Raw genomic sequence first — 25092 nt, forward strand, 5'->3', positions numbered from 1 at the left:
AAGTTCCTGTGATAAAAACCGCTCTTTGAAGAAGAAATGCTTGCTCAAAATCCCAAATTTACCTGACAATATTAGGTTTCATGCACCGGTAGCTCAGTTGGATAGAGTACATGGCTACGAACCATGGGGTCAGAGGTTCAAATCCTCTCCGGTGCATTTTCCCTTATGTTTTTAAGAAAATTCACTTGCGGACCTATTGCAACCTGTGGCTATTTCATCGGTTGTGAACAATCAAAGACAGCTGTTTTAATTGATGCTCCTCAAGGGATTACACAGCATATTCAAAAGCTTCTTCATCAAACCTCTTTTTCTTTGAAGAAAGTCATTTTAACTCACTCTCATTGGGATCATACAGCAGATGTCGCTTCTCTTTTAGAGCAGTTTACTCTTGATGTGTATGTGCATGCAAACGATTACGCTAACTTAAAGCATCCAGGCTCTGATGGTCTTCCGCTTTTCTTTCCTTTACAAGGCATTGAGACAACATTTTTCTTAAAAGAAGGGGACGTGATTGAAGAGGGGAGTTTAGAGTTTGACGTGATGGAAACACCTGGTCATTCACCAGGCAGTGTTTGCCTGTGGATGAAAAAAGAGAATATACTATTTTCAGGAGATACGCTTTTTCAAGGAGGCATGGGAAATGTCAGCTTTCCTACGTCTAACCCTCTTTTCATGAAACAGTCTCTTCAAAAACTAGGAAAGCTCCCTTTAGACACTGTAGTATACCCAGGACACGGGGAGTCCACCACCATTCAAGCAGAAGCTTGGATTAAATCATCTTAATACGCAAATAGGAATGAACATATGGCTCATGTATTGATCGGAAAAAAAGCGCCCTCCTTTACAGCAACAGCTGCAAAAGAGCAGCACATCTTAGAGCAGTTCTCACTAGAGAACTATAGAGGCTCTTATACCGTTTTATTTTTCTACCCGCTAAATTTCACATTTGTTTGTCCTACAGAGCTACACGCTTTTGAAGAGGCAAAAGAAGAATTCAAACTACGGAATGCAGAAGTTGTGGGTTGTTCAGTAGATAGCGTCTATTCTCACTTAGCTTGGTTATCTATGTCTAAAGAGAAAGGGGGCATTCAAGGCGTCTCTTATCCACTGATTTCTGATTTAAATAAAGAGATTGCAACGCAGTTTCAGGTCTTAAGTCATGAAGGAATTGCTTACAGGGGACTTTTCATCTTAGATCAAGAAGGGATCATCCGTCACCAATTGATTAACGACTTACCGATTGGAAGATCTGTAGATGAAGTGATAAGAGTTCTTGATGCGTTAATTTTTACACAAAAAGAGGGCTCTGTCTGTCCTGCCAATTGGAAAAAGGGGCATAAAATGATGGTTCCTTCTCAAGAGGGAGTTGAAAGCTATTTCAAAGCCGATTAAGCTTGCTGTGAAGACTCTTCTTCAAAAGAGGGGCTTTATTTTTTAAAACGGTTAACTCAAGATAGTCTATGCATAGTAAGCCAGTTTTTAGTCTTGTACTCTTAGCGCTTTTGCTGATGAGAGGAGTTCAGGGAGAGGCGTCTTTTTTATCTTTTCCTCTTGATGTTGAAAAGAGGGAAATCACAGAAGAGGCGCCTCTTTGGTTATTTCCCTCACCAGCTGAATTGATTTCTTGCCGGTGGGTTATGCAAGACCTCATGAGCGGCGAGCCTGAGGTAAAATCGCTTGACTGTCCCAAAAACTCTTTTCTAAGGGATTTTCCTTTGTTAAGAGATGAGTGTATTGGCGCTTTAGTTGAAGGGGGAAAGAGGTTAACGGGGTGCATTATTGTGGGGAAAGTAGCTCCTCAGATCGTGATGTATCAACTGAGAGTGTATCATCAGTTTTTAACAGAGTATGGCTCTCAACCTTTACGAAAAGGGGGGACTTTCACCTTTATTCAAGCGCCCTCTTCTCATTTACGCCTCGTGTACAAAATGCCTCACCTGCAGCTTGAAGGGGTGGATGATTTAAAAAAAATATGGACGCATGCCCTCATTCAGCTCATGGCAACTTACCGCATGAGAGATCAAATCCAAGACGCCTTTCCCAGATACTTACAGTCCCAAGAATTAGACTATCTTCTTCCTGTTAATGGGTTAACACTCTCTTTTACAGCAGAGCACTTTAAAGAATTACGGTCGCAAGAGGGGCCTTTAATGAAGAGTTTAAAGACGCTTCATCATATGAAAAGTGAAGGGTTTAAAGAGATTGAGCTGACTAATGCGGTGTGGAGACTCAAGAAAAAACTTAAAAAGTATAGCGCCCCTTTGCTCTCAACGCAAAAGAGCGCTAATTACTGGATCCCCTTTTTAATCCACAACCTTCCTCAGGTAAGCCCCTCCTCACTCATTCCTCTTTCTTTAAAACTTCTCACGCAAATCACACTCCAAGATGTATCTCATGAAATGAACGGTTGGTTTAAAGATGACTTAAGGATCGTTCAACTCCAAAGTGAAGATAACCGGGATGCAAGTGAGCTCAAACAGCTTTTTCGTCACCACTCTTTAGATAAAACCGTGTGTCAACCCAAAGAATTTACTCAAGAACCTATTTTGGACCCTTTTTCAGAGCTTATACTCACTGCAGAAGAAGAGGAAATGCTTTTGTATGTGATTCAAAAAGTAGCAAAAACGCATCCCATTCAACTTGGACTCATGATCCGGGATCTAGAAAAAAAACGGGTTCAGCTGATGCATATTCATCCGCTAAAATCGATGGCTTTTTTTCTCTCAACACCGCACACTGTTAAATGCCTTGAAGAGATCTTAGAGAGCTTATTTAAAGCGCCAAGCTTTATTGGAGACTTTTCAAAAAGGATGAAGCAAGAACTTGGGTCTAATCAGTTATTTTCCTATGTGCCAGGCTTTTGTGAAGTGGTAAGGGCTAGCCCAGCTAGAGTATATGCCTACATTCAGATGGGGGATTTTGAAGGGCTAATTTATTATCTCATTGATGTGAAAAAGGAAGCTTGATGAAAGGTAAACTCTTCTTGAATATCCCCTATTTTGCCACTTTATTTTTTCTCTCATGGATCTCAATTATACTTCATCTTAGAGTGATTGAGGAGCTCACTTTAACAACCTATCTTTTCTACACTCTCCACGCATTTTGTCAGCTGAGCTTACAGTGGATGCCTATCATGATCATAACGGCTTGGTGCATGAACAAAGGGTATCGATGTTTAGGAGGAGTGGTAGCATGTATTTCTTTTACCCTCTTTATTCTTCAGCTCATTGATGTTCCCTTGATGCGGTTTATGGACCTCTCTGTTTGGTCAGCAATGATGCTCTATCTTCATGAAACCCCGCAAAATATGATCGAGTTTTTAAGATCAAGTCATATTTCTCTATATGCGTGGAGTTTACTGAGTCTTAGCAGCCTCTTGACCCTTGGCCTTGGTATCTATCTATTTTTTCTCACAGAGAAAAAAAACCATAGAGCTCTATCTTTACAAACACTTTGTTTTTACGGAGGGATTCTTGGGCTTCTTTGCGGATTCTTGATTGTACAAGAGAAAAAAAGATCTAGTTTGACTATTCAAAATCCAAAAGAGGCTTATCTCATCCAAGCACTCCCTTGGAAACGAACCTTCATTCAAAAGAAATCTCTTCACATCACGGTTCCTGGAAAATTCTTACCTTGGGAGAATAAGAAATTCGATCCAGGTCAGCTAGAAAACTTAAGCTTAGAGAATAAGCCTCTTCCTAACATCTATTTTTTTGTCATTGAAAGCCTAAGAGATGACTATATAACAGAAAAGCTAGCGCCGCATCTTGCTCGCTTTAAACAACAAAGTAGATCTCCAACCTATGCAGTAGCTGCTGCTAATGCAACCCCTCTCTCATGGTTTTCTCTCTTTCATAGTAAGTACCCCATTTGCTGGAGAGAAAAAACAGCATCTCAAGAGAGTTTAGGAGCGCTTCCTCTACAGATTTTAAAGAAAGTAGGCTATCAGATTCATGTGCTCTCTTCTTCACAGCTTAAATTCTATCAAATGGATGAGGGGATTTTTGATAGGGACCACCATATTGCTGATAGCTATCAAGTCTTTCCTGATGAAACAGGAGATGAACCAAGCTTTATCCACGATCAAAAGTGCTTTAACACTCTTATTCAAAGCATGCAAATCCATCAGAGAGGACATGTGTTTATTATTTTCTTAGAGTCGACGCATTTTGATTACAGCGCTCCTTTACAACACCTTAATAAACCGATTAACTATTTAAAGCTCCTCCTCTTTCCAAAATGTGTAGATGAGGTGAAAAAGCGGTATGAAACAGCCATTCATTACATTGATGAGCTGATGGGAAGATTTTTTCATCAGCTAGATAAGAGCCCACAGCAAAAAGAGGCGTTTGTTGTCATCACAAGTGATCACGGAGAAGAGTTTTTTGAAGAGGAGAGGCTCTTTCACGCCTCACACCTCAACCGTTTTCAAACAAGAATTCCTCTTTATTACCGTAAGGGGAGTCAAAAAGCAGATGCCGGGGTTCAGATGGCCTCTCATATAGATATTTTCCCCACGCTTTTAAATGATCTCTTTCGTCCTTTTCCCTACCCTGAATGGTTTGAAGGAAAGGCTTTAGATGAGCAGGTAAGTGATGATTCCTACCGGCTCTCGGCAAGATATCAGGGAGGGCACTCTCCCCGTGAATTTTTAATTACAACACCCATTGACACCTGCATTTTTAGGCTCTTGCCTTCTCAAGATCATGCGACATCTCAAATTGAGATCTTATCTTGGAAAGACTCTCAGCAAAACGCTCTACCTTTAGAACCTCTACGCATTCAAAAGCGGTATCAAAAGATCTTGAGTGAAATATTTTCCCCTGCAAAATGAGTATTAATTTTCTTTAGCGTATGATGCCATAGTGAGATTTTTCTTTTAGATCATGCTCAATCTTTAAGAGCCTGTTATATTTTGCAACCCTTTCACTCCGGGTTAAAGAGCCTGTTTTAATCTGTCCGCAGCCAGTTGCTACTGCAAGATCTGCAATAGTAGTATCTTCTGTTTCTCCTGATCTATGGGACATCACACAGGCAAAGTGGGATTCCTTTGCGAGCTTAATGGTTTGCAGGGTCTCTGTTAATGTTCCAATTTGATTGGGTTTAATCAAGATCGCGTTGGCCGATTTTTCTTCAATACCCCTTGCAAGAAAGTGGGTATTTGTCACAAAGAGATCATCTCCAACCACTTGAATATTTACCTGGGAGGTGAACGCTTTCCAACTTTCCCAATCATTTTGATCAAACGGATCTTCAATGGAAGAAATGGGGTAGTTTGAGCACAATTTTTCTAAATAACGGAGGTATTCTACGGATGATTTTCCTAGATAAGTGTGATGATTTTGATCGTAATATTCAGAGGCTGCGCAATCAAGCGCCAAAGCGATTTGACTTCCTGGAGTGTAGCCTGCTTTTTCAATGGCTTGCATGATAAAATCAAGAGCCAGCTCATGAGAGGAAAATTGAGGCGCAAACCCGCCTTCATCTCCCACAGAAATTACATGGCCCTCATCTTTAAGAAGCTTTTTCAACGTGTGAAATACCTCTGAGCCCCATTGAATTGCTTCTGTAAAAGAAGAGGCGCCAACTGGCTGAATCATAAACTCTTGAAAATGGAGCGGGTTATCTGCGTGAGCGCCTCCATTAATCACATTCATGAGAGGAATGGGTAAGATGTAAGGAGTTGAAGAAGAGAGGTATTGATAAAGAGGAAGGCGGGAAGAGGCGGCAGCTGTTTTTGCAACAGCTAAAGATACTCCAAGAAGGGTATTGGCTCCAAGACTTGATTTATTTGGCGTGCCATCTAGCTCAATCATCATTTGATCAATTGTTTTTTGATCAAAAACACTGACGCCTTGCAGCAAGGGAGAAAGGGTGTTTTCTACAATTGCAATTGATTTTTGCACCCCTTTTCCATGATAACGCAGCATGTTGTTATCTCTTAATTCAATCGCTTCGTGAACACCTGTTGAGGCTCCAGAGGGAACAGCTGCTACTCCTTCAAAGCCATCTTCTGTGATAGCTGTCACTTCAAGGGTGGGATTGCCTCTAGAATCTAAAATTTCTAACGCTTTTAATTCGGTGATTTTACTCATGAAAATGTCTCCTGAATGTGATAAAGTAAAATAGATGCTGCAGAGGCAACATTTAAAGATTCCATCTCTTTTTTCATAGGAATAGTGATCCTGATTCCGTTCTCTTTTGCTGTTAAAGAAGGCCCTTTTGTTTCATGGCCAAGGACGAGGATAAGAGGACGCTTATAATCAAATTCTTGAACCTTAGTCCCTTGAATATCTGCAACCACAACATGGTAATTTCCCTTTTGAATGAGTAAAAGAGCCTCATCCCAAGACCCTTTTTGCCAAGGAAGGCGGAGTGTCGCCCCTCTTGAAGATCTAAGTACTTTATCGTTATAAGGGTCTGCAGACTTTTCAATCACAAAAACGCCGTCCCATCCAAGAGCTAGGGCTGTTCTAAAAATCGTGCCTACATTGCCAGGATCTGCCACTTCATCTAAAAGGACAATGAGGGGCTTTCCTTGAAGAGGAGTGTGATGAGGAAGCAAAATTTCTGCTGCCACAAGATCTTGCGTAGGGTGGCCGGCAATTTTTTCTAACACCTCTTTTGAGGCAAGGGTGAATTTTTTTGCGGGGATATTTAAGGGTGTTAAAGAAATGAGATGCTCAATAGAGTGAGTTAAAGAGAGCTCTTCAATGACAGATTGGCCGGTAATGACAAGCGCATTTTCTTGGAGCCGAAAACTACTGTTTTCTCTTAGTTTAACGAGCCGTTTAACAAGGGGGTGTTGTAAGCTACAGATTTGTTGTGGTATCATGGGTCTCTATGATGGCACAACTGCAATTCAAGAGCAAGATTGTATGGAGCATCCTTTTACTTGGGGTCTTAATAACAACCATACGGTTCATTTCTCATAACCAAGCCTTTAATTTCTCTTTAGGGAGAATTAGGTCTTATTTTGCTTATCAGCAAAGTTGGGATATGGGCAGTTTATCTCAAGAGGAGACAGCGCATTTACAAGATATTCTCTCTCAACCGTTTCACTATTTAAACGCAGGAACAAGATCGTATGTGTTTGAAAGTGAAGATAAAAAATATGTGATTAAGTTTTTCATATCTAGGCGGCATCCCGTTGGACTTAAAAATATTTTCCACTATGAGAAGAAAGAAAAAAGGTGGCAAAAAGTGATGAAGATGTGCAATGCCTATGCACTAGCTTATCAAGAGATGAAAGAAGATACGGGGCTGATTTATCTCCACTTAAATCAAACATCGCATCTGAATAAAACCATCAAGCTGGTTGATAAACTCCATAGAGTTCACTTTGTGGATCTTGATCATACAGAGTTTGTGATTCAAGAAAGAGTAGAGACTCTTTTAGACCGAATGAGACGGTTACAAAAAAATCACGACATTGAAGGGATCAATTACTCTTTATCTCAAATCATGAAGCTGATGGAAAAACGTTATCAAAAAGGGCTAAGAGATCAGGAAAAGCTAAGTCCCTCTAACTTTGGGTTTATAGGCCAAAGAGCTGTTCAAATAGGGCTTGGCGGGCTTCAGAAGGGACAAAATGATCAAGATGTTTTAGAGATGAGAGCTAAAATTGATGAGTGGTTTGATCGGCAAAGGTCGTAGAGATGATCTATAATGTCTACTTTCTTAAATGAAAGAGGCATTAAAAATGAGAGGAAAGCTTAAATGCAGGGGAGGGCCCTGGCCTTTTCCATGATACATAAGATCTGTATCAAGAGTGAAAGGATAGGAATACACCTCTTTAGAGATGCATTCCTATCTTGATGAGCTTAAGGTCTAAAAGAGCTCCCTTATTCAACAGCCACTTGGAAAGTATCTACTGTATTTAAAAGCTGAGGAGACAAGGTTTGCATGATGTCTAAAACAGCTTTAATCAAGACAGCTCTACTTTCGATAATGGGTTGTTTTTTCACAATTAAAGGAGCTGCAATGATACTCACCATCACTTCTTGGAGTGTCTTAGAACTGAGCGTCCCCATACGGTAGTGGTGATCTAAAATGAGTGCTGCTTTAAACGCTCCGCCGCGGTCAATGTCGTCTTTACAGTGAGCTTCTAAGATGGAAATATCAAGATCTTCTAATAAAAGATGTGTGATCCTAACATACGAGAGCAAGATAAATGCTTTTCTTTGCTCGGGAGAGATAAAATGGGTTTTTTCAGGGAAATAGGTTGTTTTAACATTATCAATACACTCTTTGATTTTTGTTTTAAAAGTGCTTAAACTCCCTTGAGTAACTAAAATCTTTTCTGGAATTTTAAATCCGGAAGTGGGAGAAAAAATTTCTTCTAACAACCTTTCTTGAAAGGGGACAATACCTGCATCTTCATCTTGAGAAGGTGTTGCCTTAAAAAATTCTCCATCTAGTCTTAAAGCGAGGGGATAGAAATTTGGATGGTGCCCTAAACTTAGCCTAGCATCTGTCCTTGCGCTTTCATCTCCAATCTTTTTAAACTCCGTATTTTCTAAGACAATATGGAGTATATTTTTGTTGTAGGAATGAGCCTCTTCAATAAAAGCAATATAGTCTGGATTCATTTCTAATCCATAACCTGAGGATGTAGACGCACGGAGATTTGCCACAATGCCTGTCACATCAGAATGAGAGACAGCAACACCGTGTCTTAAAATGGCAATTGGCCGTGTATTTTTTTGAAGATACCCATAGACATAAGGGACATTTTCTCCTGTGCATAAAGGATCAAAACCCACATTTAAAAATCCTTTTAATTTTTGAAATCCTCGTAATAGAGAGGAGATATTTTCTTCAATAGGAAGGTTTTTAATGGAAGCATTTCTTTTTTGAAGGGTATCCCAGAAGTTTGCAAGAGATAGCTCTTCTTCAAATCCTCCCGACACTTTTTCAACCAGCTTTTGGCAGTAGTTATAAACGTGCATACCGGTAAATCGATAATAGGAAAGTTTGCGAATAAAGGAGGTTTCATTATGAAATTCCTGGAGTGAGCCGCACATTTTTTTCCCTTTACGGAGCATTATCACAAATGTTTTATATTGATAGGCCTTATCAGAACTATCTTGATTGATGAGATCAATCAAAGAAGCGCACACATCTGTTAATCGGTTAAGATTATAGGAAGAGGGGCTATTTGCGTATTGTTTGATATAGGCAACATCTCTTTTCATGCTATCAGATAAAAGAAACTGTTTTAGCTGATCAAAATAGTCATAAAATTTTTGCTCTTTCATTGAGACAGGAGATTCAATTTGCTTTAGCAAAGTAGATGAAACTTCTCTATTACCCTCTTGTGATAATGAAACAGAAAAGGTATTTGGGTCAAAAGAATCCGGTCCTACAGAGAAAGTCATCACATTGTTGACATCATCTTCATGGATAGATTCAGATAGGTTTGATACTGCAGGATGTTGTTCTTCTAATGGGGAAGAAGGGAGAGCATCTTGCTGCTCCTCCTCATCAAGATCTCCGTTAATAGGAAAAGGATTCACATAACGTGCGATCGTAGATGCATTTGACTCCATTAATGGCTGTTTTTTTAATGAAGGAGAAGAAGGTAGAGAAGACTCTTCTTCAGAAGAGATGCCTCCTGGCTCTAAGCTATTGGAGATTTCCTCAGTAGCTGCTGGGGAGATTAGAGAGAAGGTTGAGGCATGAGTGGAGTTTGCCTGTGCAAGAACATTGGGGTTGAGATGAGGATTTTGGTGAGAAGAGGGCTCTTGAGGTTCATGAGGTATAAAATGAGAAGGAGGGTTTACAGGGGGTATCTCAGGAGGTAGAGAGGATTGTTGAGAAGAAGGTAAATGACCTAGCAAGTTTTCTGTTTGAGAGAGAGGTTGATGAGGATTTTGAGGCATCTCAGATCTAAAACAAGAGAGGACAACAAACGCTGTTAGTGCAGCTGCAAAATGAAAGCTATTAAAGGCGTGTTTAAAACATTGAAAGGCATCATGTTTAATCTCTGTAAAATCAATATTCAAGATAGCTGTGACAAACCTTTTAGAGAGAAAAACTTGAGCTGTTATCGGAATGAGGTAGAGAAAGCCATTAACTGAGGAACTTGTAATGGCATACACTGTATATTTACACCGCGTTAAACGGCTATTTCCAGTTTGATTTACGGCCTCATTCAAATAGGAGAGGGTTTTGGTTGCTTGAGGAGGGAGTAAATCTCTTAAAGATTGAATGTTGCTGTTCGTCATTTAAACCTCAAATTAATGTTTAATAATTTTAGTGTTATTTCGTATTTATATTCAATATAATATCAATAATTGCATCTTTATCATTAATTAACTGATTACATGCAATTCTTTCGGCATCTTTTAATAAACGGCCCATTTCTGGCCCTGGAGAGATCCCTTTAGCTTTAAGATCACACGCTTTAACAAGAGGATTTTTATCTTGAATGCGGTGTATACAGGTAGAAAGGGTCTTCTGATGATTTGCATGTTTCTTTAAGAAATCGTCTTTATGCTTTGGATCAATTTTTTCTGCCGTGATGGATAAGATAAGAGAAGATCTTGGATCTGCATAAAAATGAGCCCAATCAACCTCTTCCATCACACTATTTTGTAGAGGAAATGGTGAGAGAAAAGAAGTAGATGTGATAAAAAAAGTCACAAACGATTTGTCCTCTTTTGAGAGCTTGAAGTAATCACAAAGATCTAGAGATTCTTTAAGAGAGGGATTTTTAAACAGCTCTAACACCTTAATGATAAGCGGAGTCTCTAAGGAGAAGGTAGGGATGAGAGAGACTCTCTCTTTAAGCTCTTGGAAAGTGAGATCTTTTAAGCTAGGGAAAATAATAGAAAGAAGGCCAAGTTCATGTAGAGATAAGAGAGCTTGATCAAAATGGGAAAAAAGATGCATTTTTTGAAATTCTTGCCAAACTCTTTCAATTGCAACAGAGGGAAAAAGAGTGGAAGCTAGATTTTTGATAGCCTCTTGTGTTTGAGCATCAATGGGGAAATGAAACCGAATCGCATACCGAACAGCCCGTATCATCCTCAGTTTATCTTCTTTAAACCGAATCCAAGGATCACCAATGGCTCTAATAACGCCTTGCTGAAGATCGTTTGTGCCTCCTACAAAATCAAACACCTCTTGGGTGATAGGATCATAAAAGAGACCGTTGATCGTAAAGTCTCTTCTTTGTGCATCTTCTTGAGGAGTAGCAAGGGTAAATCCTACAGGTCTTCTACCATCTAGATACTCTTGATCTTGCCGAAATGTCGCAACTTCAAATTGATGCCCTCCCATGACAACAATCACAATACCAAAGTTAATCCCAACAGGAATCGTTTTAGGGAAAAGCGATTGGATCTCTTGAATAGAGGCGCTAGTTGCAATATCAATATCATCAGAGGGCTTTTGCATGAGAAGATCTCTTACCCATCCCCCTGCAAAATAGGCTGTATATCCTCTTTTTTGTAAGGTTAAGACAATTTGCTTTGCAGCCTTGAGTTCATTCATAAAACCTATCTTGATCACAATTTTCCTAGAAAGATTAAGGTGAATCTATTTTTAATACTAGTTTTAGGTAAAGAAAAAGATAGTTCTCTTGTCAGAGAGGGGGAATTATCCAAAAGAAATAGTCAAAAGATGTACCTGATAGGCAACCTTTTGGATACCTATCCCAATGGTTATTTTGAGATCTAAGATAGTTGCTCTATTCAGTGATCAGAACGTTTTTTATCTTAGGATTTTATATTTATGCTTATGTGTAAAAAAAATATATTGATTAAATATAATTAGATGATTCATATTTAATTTTTCACTTAAATCGTTGGAGGTTAGAGATGGATATTAATACAAATATATTAACTAGTGCTGGCTTCACTAAAATTCCACTCTGCTCCGCTAACTCCATGAATGATAAAGTACGACTTTATTCTTTTTTAGATCACACTTCAAAGAGCCTTTTAAACACTCAAGAAGCATTGCAGAAACAGTTTAAGAAAGGAAGAATTTATGAAGGAAATATTGAACAATTAGACCAAGATATTAAATTAAATCCATATCTTCTCAAAACAGCCAATAGCTTGAAGTTGATTTCAAAAGAAGATACTCTTCAATTACAACAAAAAATATTTTATCCCATTGAGTTCACACAAGAGGTGTGTCAAAATACAACCAGTAAGAGAAAAGATGTCTCTATACAACATAGTAATGTACTAAATAATCCAGATCCATCTACCTTATTAAAATCTTATGAGAGAAACTATTTTCTTCTATCAATCGATAATTTTATAAATAAGAGCTCTAGATTAAGAAAGCGACTCATTTCAGAAGTGTGGTTTACAACATTATTGTTGATATCATGTTTCTATCAATTTCTTAAGATGTTTGCTATTGTATTTAAGGTAATTTTCTACTATGGGCTAAGGGATTATGATAGGGTAATTGAGTGTCTTGAAAAATATTTAATAATCGCTCTGCAGCTTAAAAACCGAGCAGCAGAAGGGAATATTTATGTCATATTGGGAAGTGTCTACATCCATTTAGGAGAGCATGGTAAAGCGATTCAGTACCTTGAGAAATCCTTAGCAATTGCTCTAGAGCTTAAGGGCCAAGTAAGGGAAGGGAGAGCTTATGGCAATTTGGGATATAGCTACTATAAATTAGGTGAGTACCATACAGCGATCCAGTATCATGAGAAAGCCTTAGCAATTGCTCTAGAGCTTAAAGACCAAGTAAGAGAAGGGAGTGCTTATAACAATTTGAGAAGTGCCTACGACGATTTAGGAGAGCATGGTAAAGCGATTCAGTACCATGAGAAAGCCTTAGTAATTGCTATAGGGCTTAAAGACCAAGTAAGAGAAAGGAATGTTTATTGCGATTTGGGATATAGCTACTATAAATTGGGTGAGTACCATAAAGCGATCGAGTACTATGAGAAAGCCTTAGTAATTGCTATAGGGCTTAAAGACCAAGTAGGAGAGGGGAGTGCTTATGGTAATTTGGGATATAGCTACTATAAATTAGGTGAGTACCATAAAGCGATCCAGTATCATGAGAAAGCCTTAGCAATTGCTCTAGAGCTTAAAGACCAAGTAAGAGAAGGGAGTGCTTATAACAATTTGAGAAGTGCCTACGACGATTTAGGAGAGCATGGTAAAGCGATTCAGTACCATGAGAAAGCCTTAGTAATTGCTATAGGGCTTAAAGACCAAGTAGGAGAGGGGAGTACTTATGGTAATTTGGGATATAGCTACTATAAATTAGGTGAGTACCATAAAGCGATCGAGTACTATGAGAAAGCCTTAGTAATTGCTATAGGGCTTAAAGACCAAGTAAGAGAAAGGAATGTTTATTGCGATTTGGGATATATCTACTATAAATTAGATGAGTACCATAAAGCGATCGAGCGCTATGAGAAAGCTTTAGCAATTGCTATAGGTCTTAAAGATCAAGTAAAAGAAGGGAATGTTTATCGCAATTTGGGATATAGCTACTATAAATTAGGTGAGTACCATAAAGCGATCGAGTACTATGAGAAAGCCTTAGTAATTGCTATAGGGCTTAAAAACCAATTACTAGAAAAGGCTGCTTACAGCAATTTGGCAAGTGCCTACGCTTTTTTAGGAGAGTATCATAAAGTGATCGAGTGCTGTGAGAAAGCCTTAACGATTGCTTTAGAGCTTAAAGACCAAGTAATAGAAGGGAATGTTTATTGCGATTTGGGAGATGCCTACATCCATTTAGGAGAGCATGGTAAAGCGATCGAATGCTGTGAGAAAGCCTTAGCAATTACTATAGGGCTTAAAGACCAAGGAGTAAAAGGAATCGTTTATTGCAATTTGGGAAGTGCCTACACCCATTTAGGTGAGCCCCATAAAGCGATCGAGTGTTGTGAGAAAGCCTTAGCAATTACTATAGGGCTTAAAGACCAAGGAGTAAAAGGAATCGTTTATTGCAATTTGGGAAGTGTCTACGTTTTTTTAGGAGAGTATCATAAAGCGATTGAGTGCTGTGAGAAAGCCTTAACGATTGCTTTAGAGCTACAAGATAAAGTATGGGAAGGAAGGGCTTATGGTGGGTTGGGAGCTGCCTACATTCATTTAGGAGAGTATCATAAAGCGATCGAGTGCTGTGAGAAAGCCTTAGCAAGTGCTTTAGAGCTACAAGATAAAGTATGGGAAGGAAGGGCTTATGGTGGGTTGGGAGCTGCCTACATTCATTTAGGAGAGTATCATAAAGCGATCGAGTGCTGTGAGAAAGCCTTAGCAAGTGCTCTAGGGCTTAAAGACCAAATATTAGCAGGGACAGCTTACAGCAATTTAGGAAGTGCCTACAGTTATTTAGGAGAGCATCATAAAGCGATCGAGTGCTGTGAGAAAGCCTTAGCAATTGCTCTAGGGCTTAAAGACCAAATATTAGCAGGGACAGCTTACAGCAATTTAGGAAGTGCCTACACTCAGTTAGGAGAGTATTATAAAGGGATCGAATGCTGTGAGAAAGCCTTAGCAGTTACTCTAGGGTTTAAAGACCAAGTAGTAGCAGGGATAGCTTACAACAGTTTGGGAAACGCCTACACTCGGTTAGGAAAATATCATAAAGCGATCGAGTGTTGTGAGAAAGTCTTAATGATTGCTTTAAAGCGTAAATCTCAATTATTAGAAGGGATAGCTTATATCAATTTGGGAAGCGCTCATTTTTGTTTAGAAAAGGACGATCAGGCAGAAGATTATTTTGTTAAAAGCCTTAATATTTCAGCTTTTTTACAGCTTAATACAAATAAGCCTCAATGGCAAGTAACAATATTTGAGAGGTTATCACTGCCTTATATTAACCTTGAAAGATTATTATTAGAGAAAAAAGAAAATAGAAAAGCGTTAGAAATTTCTGAAATGAGACGCGCCCGAGCGCTCTCTTCTCTTTTATCTAAAAAGCTTAATGTCCATGAGAACCAAGACTCTTTTCTTACTCCTCTTTCACTTGGAAAAATGCAAGAGCTTGCTAGAAGAATTCAGGCAACATTTATTGTTTATTCTCTTCTATGTTTAGATAAAGAGCAAATTATTCAAGCTTGGATTGTGTCTTATCAAGAAAATTATTTTCACTTAATTTCTCTACCCATTCCAAATGATGTATCCTCTGATATGGATCGATTTTTTGAAAAATTCCCCTATCAAGCAGAAGGTAAACGTCCGACAAGAGGATGTAAGAACCCCAGTAAGCAGTTTGAGGAAAATCTCGCTTCGTGGTATGACCTATTAATTGCTCCTCTAGAACAATACCTTCCTTCTCAAGACTCGGGAGAGACGCTTACCTTTATTCCTGATGGATTGTTAGCTCATCTTCCTTTTGGAGCACTTTACAATAAAGCCAATGGAAAATACCTCATTGAAAGCTATCCTATAGCAATTGCGCCCTCTATTCAAGTGCTCTCACTTCTTGATCAATTGCCTAAAGAGTCTGCTCCTCAAGCCCTTCTCATGGGGAATCCCACAACTCTTCAGAAAGAAGATAATCAACTAGGACAATCTGAGCATGAAGTGCAAGATATCATTGCTCCTTTGATGCAGATTCCTGATGTTAAAGTACTAACTCAGAAAGAGGCAACAGTAGAAAATCTATTTAAGCACGCCTCTCATGCAAAATGGATGCACATTGCATGTCATGGAGTGGCTGAGCAAAAGCCACTAAATGATCCTTACTCTGTTTTTGAAGGGTTTTTTAAATTAGCTCCCGGTGAACAATATCCGCTAGGACAACTTCATGCAAAAGATATCAATGAGCTTGCACTCACAGCTGATCTTGTTTTTATGAGTGCATGTCATCTAGGGAGAGGTAACCTTAAACAAGAGGGAAGTATTGGCCCTATTTGGTCGTTTTTAGGATCGGGCGCTAAATCTACAATTGCTAGCTACTGGCCGCTTCCAGAAGGGGACATGACCGTTAAGATGGTAGATACATTTTATAGGCATTACTTAGGATTTGAAACTCCTAAGCTGAATAAAGCAAAAGCGCTTCAACAGGCTGTACTTATGGCGATGAAAACAGAGCGAAATAAACCGCGTCAGTGGGGGGCATTTTTCTTATCAGGGCTCATTGAATAAGAGGAGTTATCTTTTTAATAGAATCCTTTACTTAAACTTCAGGGTTTTTGATAAGGGGATGGTGATTCTTTTGATTGCCTAGAATCTTAGAGAGATAGATACTTTTTTTCATGGGACAGATCCGCGTATTAAATGAAGGAACGATTAATCAAATTGCAGCAGGAGAGGTTGTTGAAAGCCCAGCATCTGTTGTAAAAGAGCTTGTAGAGAACAGTCTAGATGCAGGAGCCACCTCTATTTGGATTGAAATTAGAGGAGGCGGCTTTCAGCTGATTGAAGTAGCAGATAACGGGTGCGGCATGAATCAAGACGATGCCATTTTATGCTTTGAAAGACACGCCACTTCAAAAATTTCTTCCATTAACGATTTAAATGCCTTAAATTCCATGGGCTTTAGAGGAGAGGCGCTAGCCTCTATTGCCTCGATTTCTCATGTAGAGCTCACAACGGCTTTAGAAGGGCGCTCTGGAACCTCTGTTGAAATCAGTCACGGCCAAATTAAATCGGTAAAGCCAGCTGCTAGAGCTAAGGGAACAACCTTTTCTATTAGATCGCTTTTTTATAATGTTCCTGCGAGGAAGAAATTTCAAAAATCATCTACAGCGACAGGAGCAGAAATCTATAAATGCATCCTCTCTTTAGCGCTTGCCAATCCTCATGTGGGGTTTGAGTTAACAGTTGGTGAGGGGATTTCTCTTACAGTCCCAGCTTCTCATGAATCTACTTTTATTCATCAGCTTGAACAACGGATTGATCACCTTTTTGAAGACGCCTTTTTACAAAATAAACGGGCCATTTCTGCTGAAAAAGAAGGGTATCATCTAAAAGGGTTCTTAGGGTCTCCAACAGATGATAGAGCCAATAAAACAGGGCAATATTTATATGTAAATGGAAGATCTGTTTTCTCTCCTTTAGTATCTGATGCAGTTAAATCAGGATACGGGCAAAGAATCGATACAAGAAGGCATCCTATTTTTGTGCTGCATCTCACGGTTCCTCAAGATAAAGTTGATGTGAACGTTCATCCTCAAAAGCAACAGGTGAGGTTTGAAGAAGAGGGGTTTATCTATCAATTTTTACAAACAGCTACCCATGCAGCTCTTCAAGATACCCCTATTCAAAGAGAAGACTCTTCTTTAGGCCAGTTACCAAGGTTTCAAGAAAATGTCAATGCGCCTTCTTTCCTCACAGCTCCGCTTTTGATCCGGGAGAGTTTAGATGACAAATCACTTCCTTTAGTGAAAGAGCCTGAAGTGATCGCTCTTTTTAAAGTGTATTTAATTTTAAATGAAAGCTCTTTATCTCCTCCTCAAGAGGGCCTTGTATGGGTGCATCTTCAACGCGCGCATGAGTGGCTTTTACAAAGGGAATTTTTTGCCCGGCCTATTGTAGAGAGATCACAAGGGCTCTTGATCCCTTTACCCCTTATATTAACGCCTCACGAGCTGAAAATGCTACAGGAGAAAAAACCGTTTTTAGAAGAAGTGGGGTTTACGTTAGAAAGAAGCGGAGAAGATAGCTATTTTGTCCAAGGTCTTCCCTCGTTTATTCAAGAAAGAGATGCGTTAGATGTCATCCGCCAGCTTCTAGATCAACCAGCTGGGTATCAAATGCTCACTCAGTTTGTGTCTAAAAAGAAAACGCAGTTTATGTTACAAGAAGCTTTAGCACTTTGGCATAAAGTCAAAGATTTACATAACAAAGAAATCGTCACGTGGGTAGGGTTAGATGCCATTGAAAAACTCTTTAAATAGAATAGAGGCGGTGTGGAAAGATCAAGAAGCATCTCACTTAGATGCGCTTCTCATTGAAAATCCGATTGACCTTTTTTATCTCACACAGCTTCACCTATCAGCTGGATCTCTTCTCATTTTTGAAAAAGGGGCCTATCTTTTTCTTGATGGGAGGTATCTTGAGTATGCAAAAACAATTGATCAAACTTATTTTGAAGTAAAAGAGCAAAGCGCGCTTAAATCAGCTCTTTTATCTTTTTCTCACATTGGGTTTGATCAGCAGTGGACATCTTACGGCAGGTGGCAAACCTTAAAAGGCTCAAGAGTAGAGAGCCTCATTCCTCTAAAAGCCCCCGTTCAAAGAGTGCGGGCTGTAAAAGATGCGCATGAATTAGAGCTTTTACAAAGAAGCGCAAAACTCAATTGGAGAGGATTTGAGCATATCAAATCGTCTTTAAGAGAGGGCGCTACAGAAAAAGAGCTCTCTAAACAGTTTGAGCTATTTTGTTTAGAAAACGGGGCAGAGAAGATGGCCTTTGATCCCATTATCGCCTTTGGAAAAAATTCTGCCTATCCTCACTACCGAGGGGGACTTGCTACTTTACAGCCTGGAGATAGCATCATCTGTGATGTGGGGGTTGTGGTAGGGGGGTATCATTCAGATATGACAAGGACTCTTTTTTGGAAAGAGCCGGATCCCCTTCTTCTTAAAGTGGAAGAAGCTGTTCATGTGGCTTATCAGCAAGCTCTTAAGAGGTGCCATATCGGGGTAGAGGTAGGCTCTCTTGATGATGTGGTGAGAGAAGTGATGAAGGAGAGGGGATTAGACCCTTATCTTGTGCATAGCTTAGGCCACGGTGTAGGTCTTGATATCCATGAATATCCAAGAATACGGTCTCAAGGAGAAGATCACTTTGTTAAATTACAAGAAAACATGGTGATTACAATTGAACCAGGCCTTTATCTTCCAGGTGTTGGAGGGTATCGGTTTGAAAACACCTTAGTGATCACTCAAGATGGCCCTATGAATTTCTACCCTGAGGAAGACGCCTAAGAAGCTTTTATCCTACCCTCTTAGGGATCTCTTTGAGGAACCCCTTTTTCATAAGAAATTTGGTGTGTGATATGCCCTGACTCATCAAAAAGAGTCACTATTCCACACCCTTTTTCCACAGTGGAAACGGGATCTGGATCCAAGGGATTAAAATAAGACCCTTTGATGAGAAGATTATCTTGATACTCTTCCATGAGCATTAAAGGCCCTTCTTTAAACCAAGCAAAGGCAGATCCTTGTTTTTGATTGTTGAAAAACTCCCTTTGACTCTCCATTTTTCCATTGATATGCCAGGTGAGAGTAGGACCTGATAGTTTATTTTGTCTCCAGGTGATCATGAGTTTAGGATATAATTCTTGATTAATGAGAGTATAAAACCACTCCTCTCCCTCTTTAAACCCATTTTTTAAGGTATAAAGGTGAATGACTCTTCCTTCAGGGTCAAACTCTTTAATAACGCCCTCTATTTTACCTTGGTGATACGTGATTTCAGAGATGAGCTTACCCTCTTGATAAAGAGACTTAACGCCTTCTCCTTTTTGCACCATTGTGGACAGAACTCCTAAAGAAGAGAAGTAAGAGCCTTGGCTAAGAAGTCCTTTTTCATACAGCTCTTCTGATTGAAGATGTCCTAAAGGGCTATAGATGAGAGAGGGGCCGTGTTTAAGCCCGCTGACATAAGAGGTTTTTTCTAGACAAGTCCCCTCTTGGTCATACACCTTTAAAAGACCATGGATTTCATGGTTATGATAAGGAATCTCCTTTTGAATGCGCGAAGAGGGGAAGTAGTAAGTCGATATTCCTTCTAATTTCCCTTGTTGATACGGAATCCGGGCTAGTAGGTGCCCTTCTTCATCAAAGACAAGAGAGTCTCCCTCAAAGACCCATGTCATTTGGGCCACTTCACTTAAATCAGGAGTCCCTTCGATGACATACGCCTGAATTTTTAACTGACCGTTAGGGTGCCACTCTTGATAGTTTCCATGCGCTCTTCCACTTGTGATTTCTAAATATTGCCACAGGAGGCCGTTGGTATGATAGGTGGTGATTTTAGAGGTGGTTTTTCCGTGGCTAGCTTTTCCATAAACACGGGTGACTTTTTGATACGGCTGCGGCTTTTCAAAATTATTTGTTTCGTATAAAGCAAGCCGGTCTTTAATACTGATGGTTTCAGAAAAACCATTTCGGTCAAGGAGCTGAATGGATGTTAAGGACTCCGGCGCGCTCATCCGAGAAGAGCAGCTACAAAGCACCATCAGGAGAGTGAAGTAAACATAGTTCATCATCGTTCTAAAAGCTCCATATCAATGAGATACACTTTATCTCCTCCCATGACAGATTGTTTAGAGAGTTCAAATCTCTTAAAACTGTAGGAAGAAGAAGTGTTATCGCAGTTTGGATGATTTTTGATCAAATGGAAAGCAGCAATCAGATCATCTTCATCCATTTGAACAGGATGAGAGAGGAAATAATAAGGTTTTAAAGAACCTCTATCTTGACTTTTTTCAAAATGGATTTGATGGCGCTCAAGAAACGCTAACCTGTTTTTTAAAGCAAGATGAGAGGGAAGTTTTTTCACAAGATGGTGAAGCTTGCTTTTTTCTTTTTGAAGAAGCGGAAGCTGCTCAAGTTGTTTGGGTAAAGAGAGGGGTGAAGAGTGTGCCTCTTTTTCTAAAGAGGGCGCTATGGCGGAATAGCTACGCAATAAAGAGAGTGTATGGGTGAGGTGGGTGATTTCATGGAGCGTGCTATCAAGAGACTGCATTCTTTGAGAGGTGAAAAGACAAAGGGGGAGTAAAGAGAGGAGAGAAAATGCGCAAAAGAGGGCAAGTTTTAAAGGGAAAGAGACCTTCAGCTTCTCTATTAACGGATAGGAGACTCTTTTTGCAGCGGAAAGGAGAGTGTATAACTGTTTGATGATGAAGTCCATTTTAACTCATAGTTAGGTTCAACGAGGTCAGGAATGTGTTTAATTTGCTGAGTAAACTGATCTGCCTGTTGATCTGTTTTTGCATGAAATTCAAGTGTTACATAGCAAGGAAGAGGCAAATTTTTCTTTAGAGGCTCTCCCATTTTATAGGTAAATCTCTCAATGCTGATGTTAGATGGGAGAGAAGAAAAGAGAGACAGGAGCGTTAAAGGAGAGGGGAAATGAGAAGAGTGCTGCTGCTTTTTTTTCTCCTGAATCACTTGATGCTGTAAAGAGGAGACTGCTTTTTCATAAGGTGAGCTTTGTAAATGAGGAAAAGAGGTAAGCGCTTTATTGATTTCCATTTTTTTAAGAGAGAGCAAAGTAAGGCTTAAGAGGCACAGTCCAAGAAAAAGTGAAGCTCCTCCTAATAGACACCGTTTAAAAATGCGCGCTTCTTTTTTGTGCTTTTTCAAAGAGGGGGTTAAGCGGAATTGACACTGAGAATGCTCAAACGGCTCTAAGGCAGAGCCAATGGCTACTGCATACTTAAAAAGAGTTTGAAAAGAAAATTGAAGGTTTTCAAGGGAGGGGCAATAGCTTTCATCAATCACAGGAAAAAGAGGGTATTTTTGCTCAATAAATTTAGAGAGCCTTTGAGAGTCTTCCACATGAACTGAACAAATGACTCTTCCCTCATCAATGACAACTCCTAAAGGAGGCATGATGATAGCACATTTTTTGAGATGAGGAAGTACCCATTTAGCCCATCTGGCAATGGCAAGTGGTTCTAATGAAATTTGATCCGGATCAATTTGCATCGCTTGATACGCTTCTAGATGCGTCTTGATATCTTTTTGATGCGCGATCCAAGATGTTGTTTTCATCTTATGATCTTGAGGGGTGTATTCTGAAAACAGCTGACACTCTTTCAAGGGAAAAGGAAGTGTCATTCCCAGTTGAAAATCAATGCCTTGACTCACAAGAGATCTAGAGGTTTGAGGAAATGTTAATTCTTTACGTAAAACAAGAGAAGCAGAAAGGGGCGTTACCACGGTGATATCTGGATGCAAAAGAAGATCAAGAGGAGGAGATTCTTCTTCTCTTAAGATCTTGATATCCACATGGGCATTTAAGGAGCTAAGATGTGCCCAACGAAAAATCCCGTTATCTTGGATAACTCCTAATGATTGCATGAGGCGATTTTATCTTAAGTGTGATATTATCTCTATCATATGCTACTGATTCAGTTAATTAAGTATGGGTTTTCCCTCTATAGAGTGCTCTTAATGACACGGCTCATTGGATCTTGGTTTCCAACTATCTACAGCTATCCATGGTTTATCTTTGTGTGTCAAATCACAGATCCTTATCTTGATCTCTTTAGACGTCTGATTCCTCCGATTGGAGGCACGTTAGATTTAAGTCCCATGTTAGCATGGTTTTTACTCTCTCTTTTAGAATCATTGCTCCTCTCTCTTTTTCTATGCCGTTAAAAACACCGTTTAAAATAGGCTCACTTGAGCTCCCTTCTAATGTTTTCTGCGCTCCTTTAGCGGGATGCTCTGATCTTCCCTTTAGACAAATGACAACCGGGTATAAGCCAGGACTTGTGTATTGTGAAATGGTGAAGATTGACGCGCTTATTCGGCATGATCCTCACACTTACCGTTTACTTGACTACACAAGAGGGATGCATCCTATTGGAGCTCAATTATGTGGAAGTAAACCGCATATCGCTAAAGAGGCGGCAAAAATTGTTGAAGATTTAGGGTTTGATATCATCGATTTTAACTGCGGCTGCCCTGTGGATAAAGTCACCAAAGATGGCAGCGGCTCTGGGATGCTCAAAAATTTAAAGCTGATGGGAGAGACGCTATCTGCCATTGTTTCTGCTGTGAAAATCCCTGTGACGATTAAAATCCGGGCAGGATGGGATGAGAAGAGTTTAGTGGGCCCTCAAGTGGTTAAAATTGCAGAAGAGGCTGGCGCTAAAGCGATTGCCATTCACGGAAGAACCCGTGAGCAGGCGTATAAAGGATCTGCTAATTGGGGCTGGATTAAAGAGTGTAAGGAAGCAGCTTCTAATATTTTAGTCATTGGAAATGGAGATCTTTTTAATGCAGAGGCTGTTTGCAAGATGTTTCAAGAGACAGGATGTGATGCTGTTCTTTTAGCAAGAGGCACCTTTGGAGCGCCTTGGATCATTGAGGATGTATACCGTAAACTTGAAGGTCTTGAAGAAAAGATCCGGTCTCCTTTAGATTATAAAGAGGCGCTCCTTACCCATTTTGATGCGATTTTAAACTATCACACCCCGCGTAAAGTGATGATGGATATGAGACGGGTCGGGTGTTGGTATTTAAAGAAAGGCCAAGGGACAAAAAAGTTAAGAGAGAGCCTAAATAGATCGGCCTCTCTTGATGAGATGCGTCATCTCATTCTTGACTACCCTTGGCATGAAACCCAGTTTATTCCCTCTTTATCTGATGACAATTCTTCAGAAGAAGAGTCTTGTTAACCAACTTCCTTCTCAAAAAATCTGAGTTTAATTTTCTTGAAGTCATTCTATTTTGAAGGAAAGGGCAATCCCTTTCCTTCAAGGAATCAATAAGTGTTAATTTTTCCTTAAAATACAGAAAAATTCTTTCTGGATTTCTCGAGAGAAAAAAATATTTTTTTCTTCACGCCTTTATCTTTTCTTCACATAAAAATTTAAGATTGATATGTTGTCTTTTATTCACAATAGCGTGTGAATTTTTTAGTAACAATTTAAGTTAAAGGAGTGAAATATGTCTATGATAGGGGAAGCTCTAATTGGCGGAGCAGTGGGTTGGGGAACCAATTACCTCACTAAAAAAATTACTGGAAATGTAACAGAGAAGTTAGATGATTTTGTGAGAAGATCTCTAGATCATGTTAAAGCAACTGTTGAAGCTGTCAATACCTCCACAAGTGAAGCGATCAGGTTAGTGGTTCAAGATACAGCTCAGCAACTTACGCAAGCCATTGAAGGGTTTAAAGACACCTATCAAGAAGCGCTCCATCTCACTTTTGAAGAGTGCGGGCAGGGGACGCAAAATGTCATGCAGCATTTGATTTGGATCATGAATGAAGCAACCTCTTCTCCTACCATTGAAGGGATTTCTAAATATGTGGACTACTATTTTAAATATGTACTGCAGCAGCAGATTCCTTATGTCAGACAAATCACCCCTTTATGCATTGCTGACTCAAAAACTGATTACGATGTGAATTTTAAGGTAACAGGAGTTTTTTCTCATCACGATCTTGATCTTTCTAAAGAAGAAGAGAAAATTACTCTTTCTATAGGAGGCCGTAAGTTTTACTATACGAGTAATATTGGCAATCTTCTCACCTTCTTCGTTCCTTTTGCATTTTTATCAGATATCTATAAAAATTCCGAGCGCGAGGGAAATCTGATCCCTTATGATCTTTCTATCCCTTATATTCATGTGCCCACTAAGAAGGAGCCCGTGACAATCATTGAGAAAGAAGATGGTCAAATGGTGATTAAAGACAAAATTATTAAGTACATTAATCACAAAAGCTATTTTCTTATGCTTCCTGAGCAAGCGGGAGTTGCAAGTATTGATTATGAAAAGCGGGTAGCTAAGGAGGAGAAGAAAGAGCTATGTATGGGACCTTATCATCAAAGTTCGCGCTTAAATGGAGGAAGGGAAGCTATTGTCAACCGTATTTATACCATTGAAGTGGAAGATGGATACAAGATTGATCCTGGGTCAGTGCAATTTAAAGTGATCATGCAACAGAAGAACAGCTCTTATTCACTTATTTTGGTGACTGAAAAAGTGATTAAGTATAGCGTTTCAACACATAGAGCACGAAGAAACCGGCATTCTGGAGAACTCAAGTTTCAAATTCTCTATACAGCAAGCCGTATTGTGAATGTGATTGAGAAGATCCGTGATGAGGTTACGCTTGAGTGGGGGCAAATTATACCTCTTAAGGAAAATACGGGCGCTTGGAGAATTCAAATGAGTCTTTTTGATGGATCATTCTATCAAATTGATAAAGAAGATGTGAGATCAATGCTGCAAAACCCCTTTGCAACGATACTCTCTCCTTACCGTAATCCGGCTCTTAGAATTGCAACGCCTGAAGAGGTGAATAGCCACCTCATCAATCAACGGTTCATTAGAGCAATTGAACCCGCTCTTTAACCCTAGAGACAAGAATCTAGATAGAAGGATCTTGAGATATAAAAAATCTCTCAAGATCCTTTTTTTTTGAAAAATTCTCTCCTTTTATAAAAACAAATATTTT

General features: G+C 39.5%; 17 protein-coding genes and 1 tRNA gene. 11 read left to right on the plus strand and 7 right to left on the minus strand.

Annotated elements, in window-relative coordinates; genetic code table 11:
- The first annotated feature begins 82 nt into the window (after positions 1-82).
- From ACI7T6_RS01145 to ACI7T6_RS01165, 5 genes are all read left to right on the plus strand, one after another.
- A tRNA-Arg gene (locus ACI7T6_RS01145) sits at positions 83-156 on the plus strand.
- Positions 157-165: 9 nt separating this feature from the next.
- Positions 166-783, plus strand: coding sequence for an MBL fold metallo-hydrolase (locus tag ACI7T6_RS01150; RefSeq protein WP_404665765.1), 618 nt, complete (start codon positions 166-168; stop codon positions 781-783).
- Positions 784-804: 21 nt separating this feature from the next.
- A complete protein-coding gene (locus tag ACI7T6_RS01155) occupies positions 805-1392 on the plus strand; it encodes a peroxiredoxin (RefSeq protein ID WP_404665766.1) in 588 nt (195 codons plus the stop codon).
- A gap of 68 nt (positions 1393-1460) precedes the next feature.
- Positions 1461-2966, plus strand: coding sequence for a hypothetical protein (locus tag ACI7T6_RS01160; RefSeq protein WP_404665767.1), 1506 nt, complete (start codon positions 1461-1463; stop codon positions 2964-2966).
- A complete protein-coding gene (locus ACI7T6_RS01165; RefSeq protein WP_404665768.1) occupies positions 2966-4834 on the plus strand; it encodes a sulfatase-like hydrolase/transferase in 1869 nt (622 codons plus the stop codon). The genes ACI7T6_RS01160 and ACI7T6_RS01165 overlap by 1 nt, the downstream gene beginning before the upstream one ends.
- A 13-nt stretch (positions 4835-4847) precedes the next feature.
- Here ACI7T6_RS01165 and eno read toward each other — a convergent pair whose 3' ends face one another.
- Both eno and ACI7T6_RS01175 read right to left on the minus strand, forming a co-directional pair.
- Positions 4848-6095, minus strand: coding sequence for a phosphopyruvate hydratase (eno, locus tag ACI7T6_RS01170; RefSeq protein ID WP_404665769.1), 1248 nt, complete (start codon positions 6093-6095; stop codon positions 4848-4850).
- The gene (locus ACI7T6_RS01175) at positions 6092-6835 is read right to left on the minus strand and encodes a TrmH family RNA methyltransferase (protein ID WP_404665770.1); all 744 of its coding nucleotides are present in this window, start codon (positions 6833-6835) and stop codon (positions 6092-6094) included. The genes eno and ACI7T6_RS01175 overlap by 4 nt, the downstream gene beginning before the upstream one ends.
- Before the next feature lie 8 nt (positions 6836-6843).
- On the opposite strand from ACI7T6_RS01175, the gene ACI7T6_RS01180 reads away from it, so the two are divergent.
- Positions 6844-7656, plus strand: coding sequence for a hypothetical protein (locus ACI7T6_RS01180; RefSeq protein ID WP_404665771.1), 813 nt, complete (start codon positions 6844-6846; stop codon positions 7654-7656).
- Positions 7657-7844: 188 nt separating this feature from the next.
- Here ACI7T6_RS01180 and ACI7T6_RS01185 read toward each other — a convergent pair whose 3' ends face one another.
- Positions 7845-10229 carry a hypothetical protein gene (locus tag ACI7T6_RS01185; RefSeq protein WP_404665772.1) on the minus strand — a complete coding sequence of 795 codons (2385 nt, stop codon included), beginning with the start codon at positions 10227-10229 and terminating at the stop codon, positions 7845-7847.
- Positions 10230-10263: 34 nt separating this feature from the next.
- The gene (locus ACI7T6_RS01190) at positions 10264-11499 is read right to left on the minus strand and encodes a CCA tRNA nucleotidyltransferase (protein ID WP_404665773.1); all 1236 of its coding nucleotides are present in this window, start codon (positions 11497-11499) and stop codon (positions 10264-10266) included.
- Between the two features lie 4699 nt (positions 11500-16198).
- Between ACI7T6_RS01190 and mutL the strand changes: the two genes are divergently transcribed.
- A complete protein-coding gene (gene mutL, locus ACI7T6_RS01200; protein ID WP_404665774.1) occupies positions 16199-17842 on the plus strand; it encodes a DNA mismatch repair endonuclease MutL in 1644 nt (547 codons plus the stop codon).
- Entirely contained in the window at positions 17817-18875 is a 1059-nt protein-coding gene (locus ACI7T6_RS01205) for a M24 family metallopeptidase (RefSeq protein WP_404665775.1), read from the plus strand. The genes mutL and ACI7T6_RS01205 overlap by 26 nt, the downstream gene beginning before the upstream one ends.
- A 20-nt stretch (positions 18876-18895) precedes the next feature.
- Here the strand turns inward: ACI7T6_RS01205 and ACI7T6_RS01210 are convergent, their stop codons facing one another.
- Genes ACI7T6_RS01210 through ACI7T6_RS01220 form a run of 3 tightly spaced genes read right to left on the minus strand, consistent with a single transcriptional unit; the run spans position 18896 to position 21980 of the window.
- Complete coding sequence (locus ACI7T6_RS01210) at positions 18896-20161, minus strand: toxin-antitoxin system YwqK family antitoxin (protein WP_404665776.1); 1266 nt, start codon at positions 20159-20161, stop codon at positions 18896-18898.
- A complete protein-coding gene (locus ACI7T6_RS01215; RefSeq protein WP_404665777.1) occupies positions 20158-20805 on the minus strand; it encodes a hypothetical protein in 648 nt (215 codons plus the stop codon). Before ACI7T6_RS01215 ends, ACI7T6_RS01210 begins: the two co-directional genes overlap by 4 nt.
- Entirely contained in the window at positions 20739-21980 is a 1242-nt protein-coding gene (locus ACI7T6_RS01220) for a hypothetical protein (RefSeq protein WP_404665778.1), read from the minus strand. Before ACI7T6_RS01220 ends, ACI7T6_RS01215 begins: the two co-directional genes overlap by 67 nt.
- A 39-nt stretch (positions 21981-22019) precedes the next feature.
- Here ACI7T6_RS01220 and ACI7T6_RS01225 point away from each other — a divergent pair, with 39 nt between their 5' ends.
- The 3 genes from ACI7T6_RS01225 to ACI7T6_RS01235 all read left to right on the plus strand — a co-directional run bounded on the left by ACI7T6_RS01225 (position 22020) and on the right by ACI7T6_RS01235 (position 24989).
- Positions 22020-22280: a YggT family protein gene (locus ACI7T6_RS01225; protein WP_404665779.1), complete on the plus strand. Its 261-nt coding sequence runs from the start codon at positions 22020-22022 to the stop codon at positions 22278-22280.
- Positions 22271-23305, plus strand: a complete 1035-nt coding sequence (gene dusB, locus ACI7T6_RS01230; RefSeq protein ID WP_404665780.1) for a tRNA dihydrouridine synthase DusB — start codon at positions 22271-22273, stop codon at positions 23303-23305. The genes ACI7T6_RS01225 and dusB overlap by 10 nt, the downstream gene beginning before the upstream one ends.
- Before the next feature lie 271 nt (positions 23306-23576).
- On the plus strand, positions 23577-24989 hold the full coding sequence (locus ACI7T6_RS01235; RefSeq protein ID WP_404665781.1) for a hypothetical protein: 1413 nt from the start codon (positions 23577-23579) through the stop codon (positions 24987-24989).
- The last annotated feature ends 103 nt before the right edge of the window (positions 24990-25092 follow it).

Source organism: Rhabdochlamydiaceae symbiont of Dictyostelium giganteum (genome assembly GCF_964291045.1).
Lineage (GTDB): Bacteria > Chlamydiota > Chlamydiia > Chlamydiales > Rhabdochlamydiaceae > PALSA-1444.